Genomic DNA, 22297 nt, shown 5'->3' with positions numbered 1-22297 from the left:
GGTTTAGGGGTGATGACCCGGGCACTCGCGCAGTAATCCCGGCACGGCACCGGACGAAGGGGCGACACGGTGCCGTGCTCTGGAACGGATCATCGCGTGCCCCGCGCCACGCGTACAGCAGCAGCCGGAACCAAAACGAGCGCAGCAGTTCGGGGCGCGCCCACGCGTCGCGAACCATCGCAACTGCTGCGCCGTTTCGCGCGCGATCTGCTGCTTGTCCGGGCGCGGCGCGCCACGTAAGGTCGGCGCTTCAGGGCGCGCCAGCCCCGCTCTCCCCCACTCATCATGTATCGATACACCGAATTCGACCGCGCCTTCGTGCGCAGCCGCGCCGCGCAATTCCGCGACCAGCTCGAACGCTGGCAGGACGGCCGGCTCGACGAGGAAGCATTCCGCCCGCTGCGCCTGCAGAACGGCTGGTACGTGCAGCGCCACGCGCCGATGCTGCGCGTGGCCGTGCCCTATGGCGAGCTGTCGAGCGCCCAGCTGCGCGTGCTGGCCCGCATCGCGCGCGACTACGACGTGCCCGAGCCCGAGGTCTATCGGCGAGCGCTCGACGCGCAGCGCGCGCTCGGCACCACGCGCCTGCCGACGCGCCATGCGCACTTCACCACGCGCACCAACGTGCAGTTCAACTGGATCCCGCTCGCGCGCGCCGCCGATGTGATGGACCTGCTCGCCACGGTCGACATGCACGGCATCCAGACCAGCGGCAACTGCATCCGCAACATCTCCTGCGATGAGCGCGCCGGCGTCGCGCCCGACGAGATCGCCGATCCGCGCCCGTTCGCCGAGATCATGCGGCAGTGGACCACCCTGCATCCCGAGTTCGCCTTCCTGCCGCGCAAGTTCAAGATCGCCATCACGGGCGCGGCCGAGGATCGCGCCGCCACCGCCTGGCACGACGTCGGGCTGCGGCTGGTGCACGACGCGCGCGGCGAGCTGGGCTTTCGCGTCACGGCCGGCGGCGGCATGGGCCGCACGCCGCTGATCGGCACGCTGATGCGCGAGTTCCTGCCCTGGCGGCAGATCATGAACTACATCGAGGCGATCGTGCGCGTGTACAACCAGTACGGCCGTCGCGACAACAAGTACAAGGCGCGCATCAAGATCCTGGTGAAGGCCGAGGGGCAGCGCTTCATCGACGAGGTGGAAGCCGAGTTCCGGCAGATCGTCGAGCACGACGGCGGCCCGCACACGATTCCCGAGGCCGAGCTGGCGCGCGTGCAGGCCTCGTTCGTCACGCCCGCCTCGCTGGCGCGGCGCGCCGCCGATCCGGACGCGGCCGCGCGGCTGGCCGAGGCGGCCGCGCGCACGCCGGCGCTGGCCGGCTGGCTGGCGCGCAACGTCGCCGCGCATCGGGATCCGGCGCTGCGCATCGTCACGCTGTCCTTCAAGCGCACCCTGCAGGCGCCCGGCGACGCCTCGGCCGACCAGCTCGAACGCGTCGCAGGCCTGGTCGACCGTTTCTCCGCCGGCGAGGCGCGCGTCACGCACGCGCAGAACGTGGTGCTGCCCTGGGTGCACGCCGACGACCTGCTGGCGCTGTGGGAAGCGGCGCGCGCCGAGGGCCTGGCCAGCGCCAACGTGCACCTGCTGACCGACATGATCGCCTGCCCCGGCGGCGATTTCTGCGCGCTGGCCAATGCGCGCTCGCTGCCGATCGCCGATGCGATCGCCGAGCGCTACCAGGATCTCGACGAGCTGGAGGATCTCGGCGAGATCGACCTGCATATCAGCGGCTGCATCAATTCCTGCGGCCATCATCACAGCGGCCATATCGGCATCCTCGGCGTCGACAAGGACGGCCGCGAGTGGTACCAGCTCACACTGGGCGGCGCCGACGGCTCCGCGCGCGGCGGCCAGGCGCGCGCCGGCAAGGTGATCGGCCCGTCGTTCTCGGCGCGCGAGGTGCCGGACGTGATCGACGCGGTGCTGTCGGCCTATCTCGGGCTGCGCCTGCCAGGCGCGGCGGGCACCGGCAATGAAGGCCGCCGCGAAACCTTCGTCGAGACCGTCGCCCGCGTCGGCCTCGAACCGTTCAAGGCGGCGGCCGATGCCGCGCGCATCGTCGAGGAGGCACCTGCCGCATGAACGCACCCGATCCACTCCTGCTGCTGACGGCAGCGGAACACGCGGCCCAGGGCGGCGACGCAAACGGCGAGGTGCTCGCGCTGGCCAACGATGCCGACGTGATCGAGCAGGCCGAGGCGATCGCCAAGGCGAGCCGCGTGGAGCTGCATTTCCCGAGCTTCACCGATGGCCGCGCCTACAGCCAGGCCTATCTGCTGCGGCGCCGGCTCGGCTTTCGCGGCGACCTGCGCGCCACCGGCGAGGTGCTGGCCGACCAGTTGATGCTGATGCAGCGCACCGGTTTTTCCAGCGCGGTGCTGGCCGAGGGCGTCGCGCCCGAGGACGCGCGGCGCCAGTTGGCGCGCTTCCCGGCCTTCTACCAGGGCGATGCCAGGCGGGACGCGCCCTATCGGCGCGAGGGGGAAGACGGCACGGCGGCGGACGCGGCGGACGCGACGGCGCCATCCGCCTGACGCAAGCCGGGATGACCGTCCCGGCAATCGCGCTTCAACCCTGCCCGCCCATCGCCGGGCAGGAAGCCGGAATCGGCTGCCCCAGCAGGACCGCCCTGCCGCATTCGGAGGTGAACATGCGCAGGTTGTCGTGGCCGACGCCGGGCACCTCCACCAGCGTCTGCGCGAAGTCGGAAGGATGCCGCGCGCGCAGGTAGTCGAAATAAGCCAACCCGCGCGCGAGCCGGTTCGGTCCCTGGGCCATCGCCGCGCAGGAGCGATCGATGAAGTGCGTGGCGGGATCCGTGTCGGCCGTGCCGAGCAGGTAAACCACGTCGCGCGCCACGTAACGGCGCTCGAAATCGGCCTTGCCCTGCGCCGTCACATAGGGCGGCGCGCCGTCGAAGCCGTATTTCCAGCGGTTCACGCCTTCGCAATCCGCCGGCGGCGCCGACGCGGCAGCCGGCCGACGATCGTCGAAATAGAGGTAGCTGGACGGATTCGCCACCACGTAGCGAACCGCCACGCCCAGCCTGGCGAGCGCCTCGTCGCCATGGCCAACCACCGCGTAGCGCTGCAGCAGTTGCGCGCCGGCCGAATGCCCCGCCACCACCACGCTGCCCAGCGCCGGATAGCGCCGGCGATCGGCGAAACGCGCCAGCAGCGCGTCGAGCACGGCCATCGATCCGAGCGGCGCCGGCTGGCGCGCCGCCTCGCCGGCCTTCCAGCCGCGCTGGGACCAGGCCAGCGTCTGTGGCGGCAAGTCGAAGGCCCGCGCATCCGCGCGCGTCAGGAACTGCGGCGCGACCACCAGCACGTGCTTGCCGGCCTCTCCCGCCTGCGCGATCACCTGCTGCCCCGTGGCTTCATAGACGTCGGCATTCCTGAGCGTGCCGTGCAGCACGATCAGCACGCGCGTGACGTCGGGCGCGGGCGCCTCGAGATCGCGGTTCGCATAAACGGGCAGCTCGCCGCTGCCCTGGGCCGTGTCGATATGCAGCCGCTGCGGCGCGACGGCCTTGACCGGCGCATCGAGCCGGGTGGCCTGCCGGCGCGCCGACGCGTCGCCGGGCGGCTGCGCCAGCGCGGCGAGCGTGGCCGACACGAAAGCGACCACGAGACCGGCACGAAGACGATACGGGGAGGTTCGAAGCATCGGTGGTGGCCCTGGGAGCGCGATTGGAGGATTGAACACCGGATCGAAGCGAAACCCGTCGCCGAAAAATATTTCCTTCCGTTACAGCCCGCCGCCCCGCCTCGCCCACCCCGCCCCACCTCGCCCGCGCCGCCAACTCAGGCCGTCACGCCCTCGGCCACCACCCGCGCCGCGTCGGTCGCCGTGCCCGTCACCCCGGCGATCCGCTCCACCAGGTACTCCGCATCGCGCGCGATGCCCGAGAAGCGTCCCGATCCCCAGGTATGCAGCCAGGGCAGGCCGACGAAGTAGAGCCCCGGCGCCTCGGTCACGCCGCGCCGATGGGCCGGGTAGCCGCGGCCGTTGAACACCGGCACGTCGATCCAGCCGAAGTCGGGCGTGAAGCCTATGCACCAGACGATCGCGGCGATCCCGCTATCGGCCAGGTGCAGCGCCGCGCGCTCGGCGGCCGGGCGCCAGCTCGCTTCGTAGCGCGTCGGCGGCGGCGCGGCGATGCCCTGCTTGGCGATGAAGGCATCGATGCTGGCGTTGATGCCGTTGTAGGTCTCGTCGGCGCGATCCAGGCACTCGCCCAGGTTGGTCGCGAAACGCAGCGCGCCGTCGCGGTAGTCGTCGAGGCGGCCATACAGCTCCATACCCTCGGCCGCGAAACGGCGCAGGTCGATGTCGCGGCCGCCGTCGCGCCCCGTCACGTAGTGATTGGTGTTGTCGCGCACGCCCTCGCGCAGCGGATGCTTCTCGACCGGCATCTCGTAGTAGTGCATGTCGGCCAGCCAGTCGACCACGTCGCGACCGCGATAGAAGCGCGCGCAGCGCGGCGCGTCGCCCACCGCGAGCGTCACGCGCCGCCCGGCCAGGTGCAGGTCCTCGGCGATCTGCGCGCCCGACTGGCCCGAGCCGACCACCAGCACCCCGCCCTCGGGCAGCGCCGCCGCGTTGCGATAGGCCGAGGACTGGATCTGCGCGATCGAGGCCGGCAGCCGCTCGGCCAGGCGCGGCACGATCGGCGTGTGATAGCCGCCCGAGGCCACCACCACCTGGTCGGCCGTGTAGGCGCCGCGCGTGGTGAGCACCCGGTAGCGCCCGTCTTCCTCGCGCGTCACGCGCAGCACGCCGGTGTGCTCCAGCACCGGCGCGTCGACCATCGCGACGAAGCCGTCGAGGTAGTCGATGATCTCGTCGCGGGTCATGAAGCCGTGCGGATCGTCGCCGCGATAGGGATGGCCCGGCAGTTGGCACTGCCAGTTCGGCGTGACCAGGCAGAACGCGTCCCAGCGCTGCTGCCGCCAGCCGTGCGTGACGGTTTCCTTCTCGAACACCAGGTGCTCGATGCCTGCCTGCTTCAGGTAGTAGCTGATCGACAGCCCCGCCTGGCCGCCGCCGACGACCAGCACGGGGTAATGCGGAATCGCCTCGGGCGCGGCGGACGAGGCGTTATCGGAAATCGCGGAAGTCGACATGTTTGGGCTCCTGAAGATAGGCGGACCGGGTTCCGGGCACGGACGGCCGGTTCATTCGAGCGCGAGCACGGTCACGCTGGCCTCGGCCTGCTGACCGAAGCGCTCGGCCAGCGCCTCGATTCGGGCGAGCTCGTCCATCGCGGCCGAGCAGGCGAAGCCGAACTTGGCGCGCACCCGCTCCGAGGCGATCCCGAGCGATTCGCGCGAGCGCGCGACGAAGTCGGCGAGCGGGTACTCGCTGCCGGGCGTGAAGTAGTCGGCGACGACGGTGGACGGCGAATAGCAGCGCGTTTCCGTGGCATCGGGCCAGCGGACCCGGAAGTGCATGACGGGCATGATCAGGTTTCCTGTTGTGCGGTGATGAGGGGAGGATCGGCGAGTTCGACGGCCGGCTCGCGCTCGCGCGCTCGCAGCCAGTCCAGGTAGATCGCCAGATGGGCGGCCGCGCTGGCGGCCCAGCCGAAGCGCGCCAGCAGCGCCGGCACCGCCTCGCGGAAATCGGGCAGCCGCTGGCCGTCGAGCGCGTCGCGCAGCGCGGCGGCGATCGAGGCCGGCTCGCCGGGGTCGGCCCACACGGCGGTGCGCGCGTCGAGATGCTCGGTGAAGGGCGCGATGCGCGACACCACCACCGGCCGCCCCGCCGCCAGCGCCTCGAGCACCACCAGCCCGAAGCCCTCGTGCAGCGAGACCATCGACACCACGTCGGCCGCATGCAGCAGCGCGACGATCTGCGTGTCGTCGAGCGTACCCGTCGCCACCACCGCCTCGCCGGCGCCGATCTTCAAACCCAGTTCGGCAGCGCGCGCGACGAAGCCGCGTGTATAGGCATCGTGGTCGAGCAGGCTCGCGCCGCCGGCGATCACCAGCTGCATGCGCGGTTGCGCGCGCCGCAGCAGCGCGAAGGCTTCGAGCAGCGCGCGCGTGTTCTTGCGCGCCTCGATGCCGCCGATCGCCAGCACGATCGGCCCCGCCTCGCGCAGACCGAAGCGCCGGCGTATCGCATCGATATCGCCCCTGTTGGCGCTGCCGAAGCGCTCGACATCGACGCCATTGGCCACCTGCAAGGCCGCCACATCGTGTTCGTCGCGCATCCGCGCGGTCCATGCCGCGCTCACGCACAGCACGCGATCGGCATCGCGCCAGGCGCGCCGCTGCCAGGCGGCCAGGCGCGGATCGGCGAAGGTATCGAGATGATGGACGGTGCGCAGGAAACCCAGGATCGCGCCTTCGGCCTTCCATTCGGCCAGCGCGTTGCCGCTGATGCTGTCCTGCGCGTGCAGCACGTCGAAGCGGGCCAGCTCGCGGCGATCGAAGGCGGCACGGATCGCGGCGATCCGCGTGGCCACCATCGACACCGTATCGGCAGCCTTCGCCGGCGTGGGCGCCAGCACCACGCGATAGGCCTCGCCTTCGCCGTCGCGGCGGAACATCCGCTCGCCCGGTTCGGCCGGCGCCACCACGCTGACCTCGTGCCCGGCCGCGCCGAGCGCGCGCGCCAGTTCCAACGTATGGACCACGCCGCCGCGCGGATTCACCGAATGCGTGAACAGCCCGATCCGCAGGCGCGCCGCGCTCATCGCGCCGCTCCCGGCGCGGCGCCGATGAAGGGCGTCTCGCGCAGGTCCCACAGGCGCCCGGTTTCGCCGCCTTCGGCGAGCACCAGCTCGCGCGACGCATCGACCACGCCGATCGGCGCGCAGGCCAGGCCGCGCGCGACGAAGCGCTCGACCACCTGCGCCACCCGCGCCTCGTGCACCGACAGCAGGAAGCCGTAGCTGGGAAAGGCGCCGAGCCAGCGATCGAAATCGACGCCCTCGGGACGCGGCACCGCGTCCAGATCGATACGCGCGCCGACCTGCGAGGCCTCCAGCAACATCAGCGCGGTGCCCAGCAGGCCCGCCATGCTGATGTCCTTGGCGGCCTCGCACAGGCCGTCCTCGGCCAGCACCGGCAGCAGCTCCAGGTCGCCGCGCAGCCGCGCGCCCGGTGCACCCACCGAGGCGTTCCAGAACGGATAGGGATCCTCGAAGCGCCCACGCAGGTCGACGGCCATCAGCAGCCGGTCGCCGGGGCGCGCCGCGAAGCTCGACAGCAGCCGGCGCGCGCGGCCGAGCACCGCCACCGCGAGCTGCGCGCTGCCGGCGCGCGCGTTGCTGTGGCCGCCGACGATCGGCACGCCGTAGGCGGTCGAGGCGGCGGCCATGCCGTCGAGCACCGCGCGCGCGGCCTCGAGCCCCTCGCTCCACAGCGCGTCCACCACCGCGATCGGCCGGCCACCCATCGCATAAATATCGCTGAGGTTGACCATCACGCCGCTGTAGCCGGCGAACCAGGGCATGGCCTCGACGAAGTCGGCCACCAGCCCCTCGATCGCGAACAGCAGGTAGCCGTCGCCATCGGCGATCGCCGCGCAATCGTCGCCCACCGCGACCGCCTGCGCGAGATCGGCCGCGCCGTTCGGCAGGGCCCGCGCCAGCGCGCCGACCACGCCCGCGATATCGGTCTTGTGCGCGAAACCGCGGCTGGCGCGCAGCCCGGCGATCCGCTCGGCGAGGCTCATCGCGCGCCTCCCGCCGGCATCACGAAACCCGCGTATGGCGTGGCGCAGGGCGGGTAGTGAGCGAGATCGGCCAGCATGCGGTGATGCAGGCGCCCGTGCAGCATCTCCTCGCCGAGCGAGCGCCAGTGCAGGCGCTCGAACAGCGGCACGTTCTGCACCTGCACGTGCGCGTGGAACTCGCGGCAGCCCAGCGCGTGCGCGCTGCTCACCGCGAGCCCGATCAGGGTGGTGCCGATGCGGCCATGAGTGCGGAACGCGGCATGCACCGCCAGCCGCGAGCCGAGCCAGATGCCCGGCGCCGTTTCGTGGATGCGCACCGTGCCCACCACCTGGTCGGGCAGGCCGGCGCAGCCGCTCACGGCCACCAGCAACTGCGCGCGCTCGTCGGCCTCGTCGCGATCGTCGCCGACGAACACGCCCTGCTCGACGCAGAACACCGCGCGGCGCAGCCGGTAGGCTTCCCCGATCTCCCAGGGCAGCGCCGCCCACTTGATCCGGTATTCGGCGGGCCGGTAGGCCAGCGCCGCGCCGTTCTCCCACATCGCGTCGCAATCCATGCTCAGGCCTCGTAGGTCGACAGCGACGAGCAGGCGCCGCATTTCCCGCAGCCGGCCTTGATGTCGGCCGAGCGCAGCCCCGCCGCGCCCAGCATCGCGCCGAGGGGCGCCAGCACCTCGCGCATGAAGGCCGGCGACGGCGCGGGATGGCTCTCCAGCGGCGTGCCGCTGATCGGCACGAAGGGCACCACGAAGGGATAGACGCCGCGCGCGATCAGGTCCTCGGACATCGCCAGGATCGCCTCGGGCGTGTCGCCGAGCCCGGCCAGGATGTAGGTGCTGACCTGCCCGCGCCCGAACACCGCCACCGCCGCGTCGAAGGCGTCGAGGTAGCGCGACAGCGGCACGCTGGCCTTGCCCGGCATGATCCGCTCGCGCACCGCCGGCGTGACGGCCTCCAGGTGCATGCCGAGCGTGTCGATGCCGCTGGCCTTCATGCGCGCGAACCAGGCGTCGTCGTCGGGCGGCTCGCACTGGCCCTGGATCGGCAGGTCGACGGCGGCACGGATCGCGAAGGCGCTGTCGCACAGGATGCTGGCGCCGCGATCGCTCGCGGCCGGCGTGCCGGTGGTCAGCACCATGTGCTTCACGCCGTCGAGCAGCACCGCCGCGCGCGCCACTTCCGCCAGTTGCTCGGGCGTCTTGCGCGCGATGGTGCGTCCCGCCGCCAGTGACTGCCCGATCGAGCAGAACTGGCACATCTTGCGGCGGCTCTCGTAGCGGATGCAGGTCTGCAGCACCGTGGTGGCCAGCACGTCGGCGCCGTGCAGGGTGGCGATCTGCGAATAGGGCACGCCGTCGAGCGTCTGCAGCGCGTAGAAGCGCGGCTGCGCCGGAAAGCGGATCTCGGCGATCGGGATGCTGCCGCGCGTGAGCGTGCTGGCGCCGAGCGCGTCCGGCGCGCCCGCCACGTAGGGCGAATCCCAGGCGGTGCTGGTATGCACCGGCACCATCACGGTCACGCCGTCGACCGTCACGGCCTTGTGGTCCGAGGGCCCGGCGCCGCCGCGGCGGCTCGCGACGCCGGCCTTCGGGTCGACCAGGCGCAGCCCGACCGATTGCAGCTCAGTGATCAGTTGCCGGCTCTGCACCGACGGTTTCGCGATGGCGTTCATCGACAGCTCCTGCGGGGAAGGGATAGGCCGGCGCCATGACCGTGACGGGCATGGCGGGCCGGTCGTTGATGGCGAGGCTGAGCAGCTCGGGCCGCGCGTAGTGGCCGACCGAATCCATCATCCGCTTGCGCTTGGTGATCAGCGACAGGTCGAGGTCGGCGATCACCAGGCCCTCGCCCTCGCGCAGCGGCTCGGCCAGGTGCTGGCCCTCGGGCGAGACGATGGCGCTGTGGCAGCCGCCGCGCAGCGCCTTCTGCAGGCCCGGGTCGGGCGTGATCGACTCGATCTGCGCGTCGCTGAGCCAGCCGGTGGCATTGACCACGAAGCAGCCCGATTCGAGCGCGTGATGGCGGATCGTCACGTCGATCTGCTCGGCGAAGATCGGCCCGACCAGCGAACCCGGGAACTGCGCGCAGTGGATCTGCTCGTGCTGCGCCATCAGCGCGTAACGCGCCAGCGGGTTGTAGTGCTCCCAGCAGGCCAGCGCGCCGACGCGGCCGACCGCCGTGTCGACCACCCTGAGCCCGGCCGCGTCGCCCTGCCCCCAGATCATCCGCTCGTGGAAGGTGGGCGTGAGCTTGCGGCGCTTGAGCAGCAGGCTGCCGTCGGCGTCGAACACCAGCTGGGTGTTGTAGAGGCTGCCGTGGTCGCGCTCGTTGACGCCGAGCACCACCACCATGCCGTGCCGCCGCGCGCGCTCGGCCACCGCCTCGGTGACCGGCCCCGGCACCACCACCGCCTCCTCGTAGAGCCGCATGTGCTCGGCGCCGGAAGCCACCGGCGGGCGCACGAAGGAGAAATACGGGTAATACGGCACGAAGGTTTCCGGGAACACGATCAGCTGCACGCCCTTGGCGGCGGCCTCGTCGATCGCCGCGCAGACCTTGTCGAGCGTCGCGGCGGCGCGCGCCAGATCGGGAGCGATCTGGGCGGCGGCAGCGCGAATCACGGATTTGTCGCTCATGCTGGCTCCCGCGCGTGGCTCAGACGGTCCAGGTGTGGATGATCAGCGCGTCTTCCTTGCGATGGAGCAGCTGCAGGTCGAGCACGTCGAGCGGGTTGATCGGGCGGATGCCCTCGATCAGCGAGGCCTCGCCGTGGCCATAGAGGGCCTGCAGCGCGAAGCGGCATGCATAGACCTTGCCGCCCTCCTCCATGAACTTCAGCAGTTGCTTGTTGAAGTTCAGGTGGCCGGGGAAGGCCTCGTCGCCGAGCGTGGGGAAGCCGCGCTGCAGGCCCAGCGTCACGCCGGGGCCGTACAGCAGCACCGAGGTCTCGAAACCCTTGCGCTGCAGCCGCGTGGCCTGCAGCAGGTTGACGAAGCCGATCGAACCTTCGAAGGCGACCGTGTGGAAGGTCACCAGCGCCTTCTCGCCCGGCTCCGCCTTCACGTCCTCGAATACCTTCTCTTCGTAATCGACCAGCACATCGCCTTTCTGGTGTTGCGGGTGGTTGACGGCGGGCATCGTGTTCTCCAGGTGTCGGTGGGGTTTCGGGTGCTCGGGCGGCTGCCGCCCGCACGCCATGTCTCACGCAACCGCCATGCCGCCGGGCCGCGCGGCGATGCGATCAGCATCCGATCATCGAGCACGCGGCGTCGCGAAACGCGCGATCGTCCCCCGTGCCAGGCGCGCCGACGCGGTGCCCGAGCCCGCGCCGCGCGGCCGGCGCGCACCGCGCTGGCGCAGCGCGATGCGCCTCGCGCGTGCATGCCTGCATCAAAAACGATCTGTCACCCGATCAATGCGATCGGTTTCGATTCGGCATCCGATCGATTTTTTTTCGCGCGAATTCGCGTGTTAACGTCGGACGTATCGAGGTCAACCGCCCGCAGGGACGCCCGCCATGGATCACTCGCTCGCCCATTGGTCGAAACGGCTGGCCGAGAGCCGCCAGCCCGCCTATCTGCTGATTCCGGAATTGATCGAGGAGGACGTGGCGGTGGGCCGGCTCAAACCGCGCGACCGCATGCCGGGCCTGCGCGAGCTGGCCGACGCGCTGCGCCTGAACTACACCACGGTGGCGCGCGCCTACGCCGAGGCGCGCAAGCGCGGCCTGCTCGACAGCCGCGCCGGCAGCGGCACCTTCGTGCGCGGCCCGACCCAGACCTTGCCGCTGTCGGGCGGCGGCAGCGTCGAGATGTCGATGAACATGCCGCCCGAGCCGCCGGCGATGGCCGCGCGCCTGGCCGAATCGGCCGCCGCGCTGCATGCGCGCGCCGATCCCTACCAGTTGCTGCGCTACCAGGATTTCGGCGGCGCGCCCGCCGATCGCGCCGCCGGCCGTGCCTGGCTGGGCCGGCGGCTGCCGGGCTGCAACGGCGACGCAGTGCTGGTCTGCCCCGGCATCCACAGCGCGCTGGTGGCCCTGGTCTCGCTGCTGGCGCGCCCCGGCGACACGCTCGCGCTCGACGCGCTCGCCTATCCCGGCATCAAGGCGATCGCCTCGCAGCTCGGCGTGCGCCTGCAGGCGCTGCCGCGCGACGAGGACGGCCCGCTGCCGCATGCCTTCGAGTCGCTCTGCAAGAGCCACAAGCCGGCCGCGTTCTACTGCAACCCCACCCTGCAGAACCCCAGCACGCTGACCATCCCCTTCCACCGCCGCGAAGCGCTGGCCGACGTGGCGCTGCGCTACAACGTGCCGATCGTCGAGGACGACGCCTACGCGATGCTGCCGCAAGGCGCGCCGCCGCCGCTCGCCTTGCTCGCGCCGGAGCTGACCTACTACGTGACGGGCATGTCGAAGAACCTCGGCGCGGGGCTGCGCATCGCCTACCTGCTCGCGCCCTCGGCGCGGCAGGCGCAGCGCATCGCCGGCGCGCTGCGCGCCACCACGGTGATGCCGAGCCCCTACACGATGCTGCTGGCCACCCAGTGGGTCAACGACGGCACCGCGCTGGCGATGCTGGAGGCGATCCGCGCCGAGGGCGGCGCGCGCATGGCGATCGCCGCCCAGGTGCTGCGCGACTGGCGCTTCGACGCGCATCCGAACGGCTTCCACCTGTGGCTGCCGATCCCCGCCGACTGCCATCGCTTCGCACCCGAGCTGGCCCAGCAGTTGCGCAATCGCGGCGTGGCGGCGGTGGCGGGCGCGGCCTTCTCCACCGACGGCAACCCGCCCAACGCGATACGCCTCTGCCTGGGCGGCCCGCAAACGCCCGAGGACTGCCGCGAGGCGCTGCGCCTGGTGGCCGACGCGCTCGGCGATCCGCACCACCTGGCCACGCCGACCATCTGAGCGGCGCGTGCATGAAAAAAGGCGCAGTGCCCGGGGGCAAAGCGCCTTTGCAACGGCCGCCGTATCAGCGGCGACAACTCAGTCCTTCGCCATCGCGCGCTCGATCGTGATGTGCGTCGGCATCATGTTGACGTTGGCATTGTGGATCACCCACAGCGAGAGCCCGACGATCACCGCGATCAGGAAGCCCGTGCACAGGAAGATGCCCGTGTTGGCGCGCTGGCTGCGCGCCGTGCCGATATGCAGGAAGTAGAACAACTGCACGATCAGCTGTGCGATGCAGGCGATCACGATCGCGGCCAGGCCCCAGCCGCGCGGCACGATGTCGGTCATCACCGCGCCGAACGAGACGAAGGTCAGCAGTACCGACAGGATCATGCCGATCACATAACCCTTGAGCGTGCCGTGCGAGGCATCGTGCGCATGATGCGCGGCGGGCGCGTGGGACGTGGGCTTCATACGAACTCCCGCAGGTAGACGAAGGTAAACACGCAGATCCAGACCAGGTCCAGGAAGTGCCAGAACATGCTGAGGCAGGCCAGGCGACGCTGCACCATGCCGTTCAGGCCGAACTTCCAGACCTGGTGCATCATCACGCCGATCCACAGCAGGCCGCAGGTGACGTGCAGGCCGTGGGTGCCCACCAGCCCGAAGTAGGCCGACAGGAAGGCGCTGGTATGCGGGCCCGCGCCGTCGGCCACCAGCTTGGCGAACTCGTGCACTTCCATGCCGATGAAGCCGGCGCCGAACACGAAGGTGATCGCCAGCCAGGCGATCACCGCGCCGCGCCGGCCGGCGTTCATGGCCAGCATCGCCAGCCCGAAGGTGAAGCTGCTGACCAGCAGCAGCATGGTTTCGCCGAGCACGTAGTCGAGCTCGAACAGGCCCTGCCCGGTGGGGCCGCCGGCCGTGGCGTTGGCGAGCACCCCGAAGGTCGCGAACAGCGTCGCGAAGATCAGGCAGTCGCTCATCAGGTAGATCCAGAAGCCGACGGTGGTCTTGCCGCCGTCGTCGTGGTGGCCATCCTCATGGCCGTGCGCAAGGGTCTGGGCGCTCATCATGCGACCTCGGTTTCATTGAGCGGCACCACGGGAACGTGACGCTGCAGTTGCGCGAAACGCGCGTTCTCGATCCGCTCGACTTCGGCGGCGGGGACGTAGTAGTCGGTGTCGGTGTCGTAGCTGCGCGCGATGAAGGTGCCCACCATGCCGAGCAGGCCCAGCACCACGAACGGCCACATGTGCCAGACGAAGGCGAAGCCGAACACGGCGCTGAACGCGGCGATGATCACCCCCGCGCCGGTATTGCGCGGCATGTGGATGTCCTCGTACTGCGTCGGCTGGCGATAGGCGCGGCCGCTGTCCTTGTCGTCCCAGTGCTGCTCGACCGAGGTGATGGTCGGCACGATCGCGAAGTTGTAGAACGGCGCGGGCGAGGAAGTCGACCATTCGAGGCTGCGGCCGTTCCAGGGGTCGCCCGTCTCGTCGCGCAGTTCGTTGCGGCGGCGCACGCTCACATAGATCTGCACCAGCATCGCCAGGATGCCCATGCCGACGAACACCGCGCCGACCAGCGCGACCACCAGCCAAGGGTGCCATTGCGGCACCGAGTAGTGGTTCATGCGGCGCGTCATGCCCTCGAAGCCGAGCACGTAGAGCGGCGTGAAGGCCAGCCAGTAGCCGATCAGCCAGCACCAGAACGAGACCTTGCCCCAGAACTCGTCGAGCGTGAAGCCGAACACCTTGGGGAACCAGAAGCTGATGCCGGCCAGGCAGCCGAACACCACGCCGCCGATGATCACGTTATGGAAGTGCGCCACCAGGAACAGGCTGTTGTGCAGCACGAAGTCGGCGCCCGGCACGGCCAGCAGCACGCCGGTCATGCCGCCCACCGCGAAGGTGATCATGAAGCCGATGGTCCACAGGGTCGCGCTGTGATAGCGGATCCGGCCGCGGTACATGGTGAACAGCCAGTTGAACAGCTTCACGCCGGTGGGGATCGAGATGATGGTGGTCATGATCCCGAAGAAGGCGTTGACGTTCGCGCCCGAGCCCATCGTGAAGAAGTGGTGCAGCCAGACGAAGAAGGACAGCACGCCGATCGAGGCGGTGGCATAGACCATCGACTTGTAGCCGAACAGCGGCTTGCCCGAGAAGGTCGCGATGATCTCCGAGAAGGCGCCGAAGGCCGGCAGGATCAGGATGTACACCTCGGGGTGACCCCAGACCCAGATCAGGTTGATGTACATCATCGCGTTGCCGCCGAGCTCGTTCGTGAAGAAGTGCATGCCCAGGTAGCGGTCGGCGGTCAGCAGCGCGAGCGTGCCGGTCAGCACCGGGAACACGGCGACGATCAGGATGTTGGTGATCAGCGCGGTCCAGACGAACACCGGCATCTGCATCAGCTTCTGGGTCGGCGCGCGCATGCGCAGGATCGTGACGATGAAGTTGATGCCGGTCAGCGTGGTGCCGAGCCCCGATATCTGCAGGGACCAGATGTAGTAGTCCACCCCCACCGTCGGGCTGTAGCCGAGCTCCGAGAGCGGCGGATAGGCCACCCAGCCGGTGGCCGCGAAATCGCCGACGAACATCGAGACCATCACCAGCCCCGCGCCCACCACCGCGAACCAGAAGCTCAGCGAGTTCAGGAACGGATAGGCCACGTCGCGCGCGCCGATCTGCAGCGGCACCACCACGTTCATCAGGCCGATGATCAGCGGCGTCGCCACGAAGAAGATCATGATCACGCCGTGCGCGGTGAAGATCTGGTCGTAGTGATGCGGCGGCAGGTAGCCGGCCGCGTCGTTGTTGGCGACCGCCTGCTGCGCGCGCATCATGATCGCGTCCGCGAAGCCGCGCAGCAGCATCACGATCGCCATCACGATGTACATCACGCCGATCTTCTTGTGGTCGACCGAGGTGAACCATTCGCGCCACAGGTAGGTCCATTTGCCCGCGTAGGTGATCGCGCCGAGCAGGGCCGCGCCGAGCACGAGCACCACGGCCAGGGTGCCCATGATGATGGGTTCGTGCCAGGGAACGGCATCGAGTGTGAGCTTTCCAAACATGATGTTTACCGGGTAGCCAGGATCGGCGCCTTGGCGGCGCCGGGGGAAAGGGAGATCGCGCCGGCGCCGGCCGACTGGATGGTGGCCGGGATCACGCCCGGCGAGGCCGCCGTGCAGCTCGGGTTGGCCGAGCCTGCGCGCATCGCGGTGGCGACGATGTTGTCGAACAGGTCCGGCACCACGCTCGCGTAGAGCGTCGGCGCGTTCTTCTCGCTGGGCTGCGCGAGCCGCGCGTAGGCCGCCGCGTCGAGCGACACGCTCGCGGCCCTGGCGCGCGCGATCCAGGCATCGAATTCGCCGCGGCTGGTGGCGTAGGTCTTGAAGTGCATGTCCGAGAAGCCGGGGCCGCTGAAGGCCGCCGACTGGCCCAGGTAGGTGCCGGCTTCATCGGCGATCAGGTGCAGGCGCGTCTGCATGCTCGGCATCGCGTAGACCTGGGTGCCGAGCTGCGGGATGAAGAAGGAGTTCATCAGCGATTCGGCGGTCAGGCGGAAATCGACCGGCGTGCCGACCGGCACCGCCAGTTCGTTGACCGAGGCGACGCCGTAGTCGGGATAGATGAACAGCCACTTCCAGTTCAGCGCGATCACCTCGACGCGCACCGGCTTCTCGCCCGACTCGATCGGCTTGTAGGGATCGAGGCTCAGCGTGGTGCGCCAGATCAGCCCCGCGAGGATCACCACGATCACGCAGGGGATCGACCACACCACCACCTCGATCGCGGTCGAATGCGACCAGCGCGGCGCGTAGGTGGCGCTGCGGTTCGAGGCGCGATAGCGCCAGGCGAACCACAGCGTCAGCGCGATCACCGGGATCACGACCAGCAGCATCAGGCCCAGCGCGATCAGGATCAGCTGCTTTTCCTGCACGCCGATGTCGCCTTTCGGGTTCATCAGCACGCTGCTGCAGCCGCCGAGTAGCAGCAGGCCCGCGGCCGGCGCGAGGCGCGCCAGCGGCGCCAGCGCCTTCAGCGCGCCGCGACCGCGACCGCGGCCGGCAGCGGCACGCGAGGGCGGCGCGAGCGAATCATGGCAAGGGGACGAGGGGGACAGCGGTGGTCCCGATTCGACATCGGGCCGGGTTCTGGAGGATGGAGTGCGCATGGAATGTCCGTGTTGGCCGTGCACGCAAATCCGTCCATCCGCATCGCTGCCCGTCGCTGCCGGCCCCCGGAACGCGCGGCCGGCAAGGCCGTGCATACAAGTCGCATCATGTATGGATTTACGCGCTTCGATGTCGGATGGTAGAGTAAGACATCACGCATACAAGCCGCGACAGAATGACGCAAAAACACTCGAATCCGATCGATGTATGGAACTCGGCGCTGGTGGCCGGACAAGGGCCGCGCTACCTGCAGATCGCCAACTTCATCGAGCACGCGATCGCCGACGGGCGCCTGCAGCCCGGCGATCGCGTGCCGCCGCAACGGCAGGTGGCCGCCCGGCTCGGCGTCGACCTGACCACCGTGACGCGCGCCTTCAACGAGGCGCGCCAGCGGCACCTGCTGGAGGCGCGCGGGCCGCTCGGCACCTTCGTTGCGGCGCCCAAGGTCCAGCTGGCGCAGCGCGTCGACCTCAGCATGAACATCCCGCCGCCGCCGGCCGGCGTCGACCTCGAGATGCTGCTGCGGCGTGGCATGTCGCAGGTACTGCTGCGCAGCGACATCGATCTCCTGATGACCTACCACGTCGGCGGCGGCAGCGAGGCCGATCGCGAGACCGCAGTCGGCTGGCTGCGGCCGATGCTGGGCGACCCGGCGCGCGCGCGCGTGGTGGTCGCCCCCGGCGCGCAGGCCACGCTGGCCGCGCTGATCATCGCCATGACGGCCGCCGGCGACACCATCGCCTGCGAGCCGGACATCTACCCGGGGCTGCCGCTGGCGGCCTCGCAACTGGGGCGCGTGGCCAGGCCGATCGCGGTGGACGCGCAGGGCATGCGGCCCGATGCGCTCGAGGCGGCCTGTCGCGAGCCCGGCGGGGTGCGGCTGATCTACCTGAATCCGACGCTGCAGAATCCGACCGGCACCACCATGCCGGCGCCGCGTCGCCAGGAACTGCTGAAGGTGGCGCTGCGGCACGGCGTGCTGATCGTCGAGGACGATCCCTACTGGCTGTTCGCGCCCGACGCGCCGCCGCCGCTGGCGAGGATCGCGCCGGCCCAGGTGGTGTATGTGTCGACGCTGTCGAAATGCCTGTCGCCGGGGCTGCGCACCGCCTTCGTGGCGCTGCCCGACGAGAGCCTGCGCGACGCCTTCCTGAGCGCGCTGCGCTCGTTCTCGCTGATGGCGCCGCCGCTCACCAACGCGCTGGTCACGCAGTGGATCAACGACGGCTCGGCCGCGCAGGTGCTGGGCGGCGTGCTCGGCGAGGCGCGCGAGCGGCAGCGCGCCGCCGCCCAGGTGCTCGGCGCGAGCAATGGCGACGGCGCCGGCATCCATCTCTGGTACCCGCTGCCGAGCTACTGGGCGCCCGGCGAGCTAGCCGCGGCGGCCAGCGCCGAGGGGCTGGCGGTGGCGCCGTCCACCGCCTTCCATCTCGGCGGCCAGGCGCCCAACGCGATCCGCGTCTCGCTGGGGGCCACGCCCGATCGAACCCAGCTGCACGCGGCGCTGCGCCGGCTGTCGGTGCTGCTGGCCAGCGACATCTCGAGCGGGCGCGGCCTGATCGTCTGAGCCAGGCCCCCGCCGCCGGCCGCGAAGGCGAGCGAGGTCACGAAAACGAAACAGCCCGGTCGAGGCAGGATCGCTTCGACCGGGCTGTTTGCTGGTGCCGCGCGCGGATCAGGCGGCGGCGGGCTTCGATACGCCGATAAGTCAGACTTCGAGACCGGGCTTGCGCGTGGTCGGCGCCGGCGCGGCGGGCATCGGGGCCGGCGTGCGGGCCGGGGCGACCGTCCTAGCGGGCGGCGCCACCGGCACTAGGTACAGCACCGGCTGCGGCATCCGCATCAGGACCACCGGCGGCCCGGCGAACATCGCGTCGAGCGGCGCGCCGGCCATGATCGCTGCACGAAGTCGCATCGGTTTTCCTCCTGTCGTTATCGCTCGTCGGGACGGGCGGCGAAAATCTCGCGCGGAAATCTTGTTGGAGGAGGCTTAAACGGGGCTTAAGAAACGCGGCCACAATTTGGCCACGACGACCAGCTTGGCTGTCACGCCTTTTGAACCATTCGCTGTCCGGCGCGCGGATGACGCGTGCGCGCCCGCGCCTCTTGACATATGCCAACATATGGCATTGAATGGCAAGGTCTATAGTCAGGCGGAGAAAGGTCATGCGTACCGTATCCATTTTCAGAAACTCACGAAATCAAGCGATCCGCATCCCCAAAGACCTCGAATATCAAGGGATAACGGAACTTGAAATCAGGCGCGACGGCGATACGCTCATATTGCGTCCGGTCAGACCCTCCTGGACCTCGTTCGCCGAACTGGATCGTGGCGAGATATCCGACTTCCTTACCGACGATCGCCGTGATGTGATTGCATCCGAGGGACGCTTCGATCTCGGCGATGACGATCTGAAGCCGGAATCGGGGCCCGACCGGTGACGCATCTCTACATGCTCGATACGAATATCTGTTCGTACATCATTCGAAAGGCCCCCTCCTCGGTTCTCCAGCGGCTTGAAGCCTGCGTCAATGCCCAACATCGGATCGTTATCTCCGCCATTACCTATGCGGAAATGCGAGACGGCACGCTTGGCAAAAAAGCGTCTCCCAAATTACCCGGGATCATTTCGGAATTCGTATCGAGGCTCGACGGCGTGCTGGCTTGGGATGCCGCGGCCGTCGATACGGCGACGCGAATTCGCATGGACCTCAACGCCAGGGGCACGCCGATCGGATACAACGATGCGTCGATTGCCGGCCATGCCCTCTCGTCCGCCGCCATTCTCGTGACACATAACGCACGCGAATTCGAGCGCGTCGCCGGCTTGCGAATTGAAGATTGGGTTAATTCCAGCCCCGCCTAACGTCCCTGACCTGCAACCCCGCGAAATACCCCCAGCGCAAACGCCCGGGATCACTCCACCACCGCCCCCCGCTCACGCCTCCCCGAGCTGCGCGATCAACTCGGCCAGCAGGCTCCTGGCCACCGCCGGCAGGCGACGCTCGCGCATGCTCATCACGCGCAGCCGGCGTTCGTTCAGCAAGGGCTCGTCGATCACGCGCGCCAGCAGCGTGCTGCCCTGCGCGAGCCCCTTGAGCGCCACCGCGCTGCCGAGCGTGACGGCGCCGGTGCGCGCCGCGAAGGCATGCAGCACGGCCGAGTTGTTGCTCGACAGCAGCGGCTCGATGCGCACGCCGCGCGCCGCGCAGCACAGGTCGAACAACTGCCGCACCGTGTTGCCGCGTTCGAGCAGCGCCAGCGGCCAGGCGCGCAGGTCCTCGAGCGTCAGCGCCTCGTGCGCGGCCAGCGGATGCGCCGGCGCGAGCAGCGCGCGCACCGGCATGTCGATCTCGTATTCGATGCTTACCGCGGGCGTGCCGCCGCCCGAGAAGGCGATGCCCAGATCCACCTCGCCGACCGTCACCCAGTGCTCGACCTGGGCCGGCGTGCCCGAGCGCAGCTGGTAGCGCGCCAGCGGCACGCGCTCGTGATGGCGAGCCAGCACCTCGGGCAGGAACGAACGCGTGAAACCCTCGGTGCAGCCCAGCCGCACCAGCCCGCCCGCCTGCTCGCGCCCCGCCGAGATCTCGCCGATCACCGCCTCGGCCTCCAGCAGCGCGCGCCGCGCATGCGCGGCCAGCAACTCGCCCGCCTCGGTCAGCACCATGCCGCGCGGCATGCGCTCGAACAACGGCGCGCCGACGTCCTGCTCGAGCTTGCTGATCTGCCGGCTGATGGCGGAGACGGCCACGTGCAGCGTGTCCGAGGCCGCCGCCAGCGAACCGGTGCGCGCCACCTCGACGAAATACCGCAATGCGATGCCGTGCAGCATGCCCCGTTCTCCCCGGCGCGAACGCGCCCTGCCTTGCCATTTCGGCAAGTCTATTCGACATCTTTGTAATTGTTGCGAATTTTTGGCGTTCCTAGAGTGGGGCATTCCAGCCTTCCGCCTTGCCAGGAGCGACCCCGATGTCCACCACCCAATCCGCCCGTAACCCGCGCCAGCAGGCGCTCGACCTCGCCGTGCGCGCCCACGACGGCGGCGCGCTGCTGGCCGATCTCGCGCGCCGCGTGGCCTTTCGCACCGAAAGCCAGGAGCCCGCGCGGGCCGAGGCGCTGCATGCCTACCTGAGCGACGAGATCGCCCCGGCGCTGGCCGCGCTCGGCTTCCGCTCGCGGCTGGCCGACAACCCCGCCGGCGCGCGCGCGCCGTTCCTGATCGCCGAGCGGATCGAGGACCCCGCCCTGCCCACCGTGCTCAGCTACGGTCACGGCGACGTGGTGCGCGGCTACGACGCGCAATGGCGCGCGGGCCTTGCGCCCTGGCGCGTGACGGTCGAGGGCGATCGCTGGTACGGACGCGGCACGGCCGACAACAAGGGCCAGCACTCGATCAACCTGGCCGCGCTGGCGGCCGTGATCGAGGCGCGCGGCGGCCGGCTCGGCTACAACCTCAAGCTGATCTTCGAGACCGGCGAGGAAATCAGCTCGCCCGGGCTCGACGCGATCTGCGCGCGGGAGCGCGAGGCGCTGGCCGCCGACCTGTTCCTCGCCTCCGACGGCCCGCGCGTGAGCGCCGAGCGCCCGACCCTCTTCCTCGGCTCGCGCGGCGGCCTGAACATCGAGCTGGGCGTGGCGCTGCGCGAGGGCGGCCATCACTCGGGCAACTGGGGCGGCGTGCTGCGCAATCCCGGCACGGTGCTCGCGCATGCGATCGCGAGCCTGATCGACCGGCGCGGCGCGATCGCGGTGGAGGGCCTGCGCCCGCCGCCGATCCCCGCCGCGGTGCGCCGCGCGCTGGCCGACATCGAGCTGGGCGGCGACGAGAACGCGCCGGCCATCGATCCCGACTGGGGCGAGCCGGGCCTCACGCCGAGCGAGCGCGTGATTGCCTGGAACACCCTGGAGGTGCTGGCCTTTCGCACCGGCAACCCCGAGGCACCGGTCAACGCGATCCCGCCCGACGCGAAGGCGATCTGCCAGTTGCGCTACGTGGTCGGCACCGACACCGCGAACGCGCTCGCGCATCTCGAGGCCCACTTCGCCCGGCACGGCTTCGACGAGGTGCGGGTGACGGTCTCGCAGCGCTCGCCCGCCACCCGGCTGGACCCCGACGATCCCTGGGTCGAGTGGGCGCTGGGCTCGCTGCGCGCCTCCACCGGCAAGCCCCCGGCGCTGCTGCCCAATCTCGGCGGCACGGTGCCCAATCACGTGTTCGCCGACACACTCGGGCTGCCGACGCTGTGGGTGCCGCATTCCTACCCGGCCTGCGCGCAGCACGCGCCGAACGAGCACCTGCTGGGCTCGGTGGCGCGCGAGGCGCTGGCCGTGATGGCCGGGCTCTGGTGGGACCTCGGCGAGGACGCGGCGCGCATCGTCGCCGAACGTCGCGCGCGCGACGCCCGGCGCACCAGCGCCGCGCCAGCCGCCGCCTCCGCGTAAGGACCGGCGCGCCGCGCGCCACATCTGCCCGGCATCGCCGCCCTCCCGCGCGGCGACGCCGGCCTCCGCC

General features: G+C 70.2%; 22 protein-coding genes. 7 read left to right on the top strand and 15 right to left on the bottom strand.

The window, feature by feature from the left end; translation table 11 throughout:
• Positions 1–285: 285 nt before the first annotated feature.
• Both F3J10_RS11590 and F3J10_RS11585 read left to right on the top strand, forming a co-directional pair.
• Positions 286–2094: a nitrite/sulfite reductase gene (locus F3J10_RS11590; protein ID WP_167242138.1), complete on the top strand. Its 1809-nt coding sequence runs from the start codon at positions 286–288 to the stop codon at positions 2092–2094.
• Positions 2091–2546, top strand: coding sequence for a DUF934 domain-containing protein (locus F3J10_RS11585; protein ID WP_167242137.1), 456 nt, complete (start codon positions 2091–2093; stop codon positions 2544–2546). The genes F3J10_RS11590 and F3J10_RS11585 overlap by 4 nt, the downstream gene beginning before the upstream one ends.
• Before the next feature lie 34 nt (positions 2547–2580).
• On the opposite strand, the gene F3J10_RS11580 is transcribed toward F3J10_RS11585, so the two are convergent.
• The 9 genes from F3J10_RS11580 to F3J10_RS11540 form a co-directional block, all read right to left on the bottom strand.
• Positions 2581–3681, bottom strand: a complete 1101-nt coding sequence (locus tag F3J10_RS11580; protein WP_166916304.1) for an alpha/beta hydrolase — start codon at positions 3679–3681, stop codon at positions 2581–2583.
• 137 nt (positions 3682–3818) lie between these two features.
• Positions 3819–5141 (bottom strand): MSMEG_0569 family flavin-dependent oxidoreductase, encoded by a 1323-nt coding sequence (locus tag F3J10_RS11575; protein ID WP_167242136.1) that lies wholly within the window; start codon positions 5139–5141, stop codon positions 3819–3821.
• Positions 5142–5192: 51 nt separating this feature from the next.
• Positions 5193–5477, bottom strand: a complete 285-nt coding sequence (locus F3J10_RS11570; protein WP_167234056.1) for an MSMEG_0570 family nitrogen starvation response protein — start codon at positions 5475–5477, stop codon at positions 5193–5195.
• Between the two features lie 2 nt (positions 5478–5479).
• A complete protein-coding gene (locus F3J10_RS11565) occupies positions 5480–6718 on the bottom strand; it encodes an MSMEG_0565 family glycosyltransferase (protein ID WP_167242135.1) in 1239 nt (412 codons plus the stop codon).
• Positions 6715–7701 (bottom strand): sll0787 family AIR synthase-like protein, encoded by a 987-nt coding sequence (locus F3J10_RS11560; RefSeq protein WP_167242134.1) that lies wholly within the window; start codon positions 7699–7701, stop codon positions 6715–6717. Before F3J10_RS11560 ends, F3J10_RS11565 begins: the two co-directional genes overlap by 4 nt.
• Complete coding sequence (locus F3J10_RS11555) at positions 7698–8258, bottom strand: MSMEG_0567/Sll0786 family nitrogen starvation N-acetyltransferase (RefSeq protein ID WP_167242133.1); 561 nt, start codon at positions 8256–8258, stop codon at positions 7698–7700. Before F3J10_RS11555 ends, F3J10_RS11560 begins: the two co-directional genes overlap by 4 nt.
• Before the next feature lie 2 nt (positions 8259–8260).
• Entirely contained in the window at positions 8261–9373 is a 1113-nt protein-coding gene (locus F3J10_RS11550) for an MSMEG_0568 family radical SAM protein (protein ID WP_017921106.1), read from the bottom strand.
• Positions 9324–10337, bottom strand: a complete 1014-nt coding sequence (locus F3J10_RS11545; protein ID WP_167242132.1) for a Nit6803 family nitrilase — start codon at positions 10335–10337, stop codon at positions 9324–9326. The genes F3J10_RS11550 and F3J10_RS11545 overlap by 50 nt, the downstream gene beginning before the upstream one ends.
• Before the next feature lie 19 nt (positions 10338–10356).
• A complete protein-coding gene (locus tag F3J10_RS11540; RefSeq protein ID WP_013689249.1) occupies positions 10357–10839 on the bottom strand; it encodes an MSMEG_0572/Sll0783 family nitrogen starvation response protein in 483 nt (160 codons plus the stop codon).
• Between the two features lie 379 nt (positions 10840–11218).
• Between F3J10_RS11540 and F3J10_RS11535 the strand changes: the two genes are divergently transcribed.
• Positions 11219–12610: a PLP-dependent aminotransferase family protein gene (locus F3J10_RS11535; protein ID WP_167242131.1), complete on the top strand. Its 1392-nt coding sequence runs from the start codon at positions 11219–11221 to the stop codon at positions 12608–12610.
• A 78-nt stretch (positions 12611–12688) separates the two neighbouring features.
• Here the strand turns inward: F3J10_RS11535 and cyoD are convergent, their stop codons facing one another.
• From cyoD to cyoA, 4 genes are read right to left on the bottom strand one after another with little or no spacing between them, the layout of a single operon-like run.
• On the bottom strand, positions 12689–13069 hold the full coding sequence (gene cyoD, locus F3J10_RS11530; protein WP_166913544.1) for a cytochrome o ubiquinol oxidase subunit IV: 381 nt from the start codon (positions 13067–13069) through the stop codon (positions 12689–12691).
• Entirely contained in the window at positions 13066–13671 is a 606-nt protein-coding gene (cyoC, locus tag F3J10_RS11525) for a cytochrome o ubiquinol oxidase subunit III (RefSeq protein WP_013689246.1), read from the bottom strand. Before cyoC ends, cyoD begins: the two co-directional genes overlap by 4 nt.
• Positions 13668–15677 (bottom strand): cytochrome o ubiquinol oxidase subunit I, encoded by a 2010-nt coding sequence (gene cyoB / locus F3J10_RS11520; RefSeq protein WP_167232748.1) that lies wholly within the window; start codon positions 15675–15677, stop codon positions 13668–13670. Before cyoB ends, cyoC begins: the two co-directional genes overlap by 4 nt.
• A 5-nt stretch (positions 15678–15682) precedes the next feature.
• Positions 15683–16780 carry a ubiquinol oxidase subunit II gene (gene cyoA, locus F3J10_RS11515; RefSeq protein WP_167242130.1) on the bottom strand — a complete coding sequence of 366 codons (1098 nt, stop codon included), beginning with the start codon at positions 16778–16780 and terminating at the stop codon, positions 15683–15685.
• Positions 16781–16956: 176 nt separating this feature from the next.
• Between cyoA and F3J10_RS11510 the strand changes: the two genes are divergently transcribed.
• On the top strand, positions 16957–18348 hold the full coding sequence (locus F3J10_RS11510) for a PLP-dependent aminotransferase family protein (RefSeq protein WP_167242129.1): 1392 nt from the start codon (positions 16957–16959) through the stop codon (positions 18346–18348).
• A gap of 141 nt (positions 18349–18489) precedes the next feature.
• On the opposite strand, the gene F3J10_RS11505 is transcribed toward F3J10_RS11510, so the two are convergent.
• Positions 18490–18696 (bottom strand): hypothetical protein, encoded by a 207-nt coding sequence (locus F3J10_RS11505; RefSeq protein ID WP_240154753.1) that lies wholly within the window; start codon positions 18694–18696, stop codon positions 18490–18492.
• A gap of 251 nt (positions 18697–18947) precedes the next feature.
• On the opposite strand from F3J10_RS11505, the gene vapB reads away from it, so the two are divergent.
• Positions 18948–19223, top strand: a complete 276-nt coding sequence (vapB, locus tag F3J10_RS11500; RefSeq protein ID WP_052142853.1) for a type II toxin-antitoxin system VapB family antitoxin — start codon at positions 18948–18950, stop codon at positions 19221–19223.
• Positions 19220–19648, top strand: a complete 429-nt coding sequence (locus F3J10_RS11495) for a type II toxin-antitoxin system VapC family toxin (RefSeq protein ID WP_025102224.1) — start codon at positions 19220–19222, stop codon at positions 19646–19648. Before vapB ends, F3J10_RS11495 begins: the two co-directional genes overlap by 4 nt.
• Before the next feature lie 72 nt (positions 19649–19720).
• Here the strand turns inward: F3J10_RS11495 and F3J10_RS11490 are convergent, their stop codons facing one another.
• Entirely contained in the window at positions 19721–20617 is an 897-nt protein-coding gene (locus F3J10_RS11490; protein ID WP_167242128.1) for a LysR family transcriptional regulator, read from the bottom strand.
• A 137-nt stretch (positions 20618–20754) separates the two neighbouring features.
• On the opposite strand from F3J10_RS11490, the gene F3J10_RS11485 reads away from it, so the two are divergent.
• Positions 20755–22227, top strand: a complete 1473-nt coding sequence (locus tag F3J10_RS11485; RefSeq protein ID WP_167242127.1) for a M20 family metallopeptidase — start codon at positions 20755–20757, stop codon at positions 22225–22227.
• Positions 22228–22297 lie beyond the last annotated feature (70 nt).

The sequence above is a fragment of the Burkholderia sp. Cy-637 genome (genome assembly GCF_011753175.1).
Taxonomy (GTDB): domain Bacteria; phylum Pseudomonadota; class Gammaproteobacteria; order Burkholderiales; family Burkholderiaceae; genus Burkholderia; species Burkholderia gladioli.
The sequence above is the reverse complement of the archived record's forward strand: the minus strand, read 5'-3'. Positions and strand labels throughout refer to the sequence as shown.

What these genes read in the sequence shown, in the direction of transcription:
- F3J10_RS11490 (WP_167242128.1), bottom strand. Translation starts at nt 20,617, where the DNA reads ATGCTGCACGGCATCGCATTGCGGTATTTCGTCGAGGTGGCGCGCACC.
- vapB (WP_052142853.1), top strand. Translation starts at nt 18,948, where the DNA reads ATGCGTACCGTATCCATTTTCAGAAACTCACGAAATCAAGCGATCCGC.
- F3J10_RS11535 (WP_167242131.1), top strand. Translation starts at nt 11,219, where the DNA reads ATGGATCACTCGCTCGCCCATTGGTCGAAACGGCTGGCCGAGAGCCGC.
- F3J10_RS11570 (WP_167234056.1), bottom strand. Translation starts at nt 5,477, where the DNA reads ATGCCCGTCATGCACTTCCGGGTCCGCTGGCCCGATGCCACGGAAACG.
- F3J10_RS11550 (WP_017921106.1), bottom strand. Translation starts at nt 9,373, where the DNA reads ATGAACGCCATCGCGAAACCGTCGGTGCAGAGCCGGCAACTGATCACT.
- F3J10_RS11545 (WP_167242132.1), bottom strand. Translation starts at nt 10,337, where the DNA reads ATGAGCGACAAATCCGTGATTCGCGCTGCCGCCGCCCAGATCGCTCCC.
- cyoC (WP_013689246.1), bottom strand. Translation starts at nt 13,671, where the DNA reads ATGATGAGCGCCCAGACCCTTGCGCACGGCCATGAGGATGGCCACCAC.
- F3J10_RS11575 (WP_167242136.1), bottom strand. Translation starts at nt 5,141, where the DNA reads ATGTCGACTTCCGCGATTTCCGATAACGCCTCGTCCGCCGCGCCCGAG.
- F3J10_RS11485 (WP_167242127.1), top strand. Translation starts at nt 20,755, where the DNA reads ATGTCCACCACCCAATCCGCCCGTAACCCGCGCCAGCAGGCGCTCGAC.
- F3J10_RS11585 (WP_167242137.1), top strand. Translation starts at nt 2,091, where the DNA reads ATGAACGCACCCGATCCACTCCTGCTGCTGACGGCAGCGGAACACGCG.
- F3J10_RS11505 (WP_240154753.1), bottom strand. Translation starts at nt 18,696, where the DNA reads ATGCGACTTCGTGCAGCGATCATGGCCGGCGCGCCGCTCGACGCGATG.
- cyoA (WP_167242130.1), bottom strand. Translation starts at nt 16,780, where the DNA reads ATGCGCACTCCATCCTCCAGAACCCGGCCCGATGTCGAATCGGGACCA.
- cyoB (WP_167232748.1), bottom strand. Translation starts at nt 15,677, where the DNA reads ATGTTTGGAAAGCTCACACTCGATGCCGTTCCCTGGCACGAACCCATC.
- F3J10_RS11565 (WP_167242135.1), bottom strand. Translation starts at nt 6,718, where the DNA reads ATGAGCGCGGCGCGCCTGCGGATCGGGCTGTTCACGCATTCGGTGAAT.
- cyoD (WP_166913544.1), bottom strand. Translation starts at nt 13,069, where the DNA reads ATGAAGCCCACGTCCCACGCGCCCGCCGCGCATCATGCGCACGATGCC.
- F3J10_RS11555 (WP_167242133.1), bottom strand. Translation starts at nt 8,258, where the DNA reads ATGGATTGCGACGCGATGTGGGAGAACGGCGCGGCGCTGGCCTACCGG.
- F3J10_RS11580 (WP_166916304.1), bottom strand. Translation starts at nt 3,681, where the DNA reads ATGCTTCGAACCTCCCCGTATCGTCTTCGTGCCGGTCTCGTGGTCGCT.
- F3J10_RS11510 (WP_167242129.1), top strand. Translation starts at nt 16,957, where the DNA reads ATGACGCAAAAACACTCGAATCCGATCGATGTATGGAACTCGGCGCTG.
- F3J10_RS11590 (WP_167242138.1), top strand. Translation starts at nt 286, where the DNA reads ATGTATCGATACACCGAATTCGACCGCGCCTTCGTGCGCAGCCGCGCC.
- F3J10_RS11560 (WP_167242134.1), bottom strand. Translation starts at nt 7,701, where the DNA reads ATGAGCCTCGCCGAGCGGATCGCCGGGCTGCGCGCCAGCCGCGGTTTC.
- F3J10_RS11540 (WP_013689249.1), bottom strand. Translation starts at nt 10,839, where the DNA reads ATGCCCGCCGTCAACCACCCGCAACACCAGAAAGGCGATGTGCTGGTC.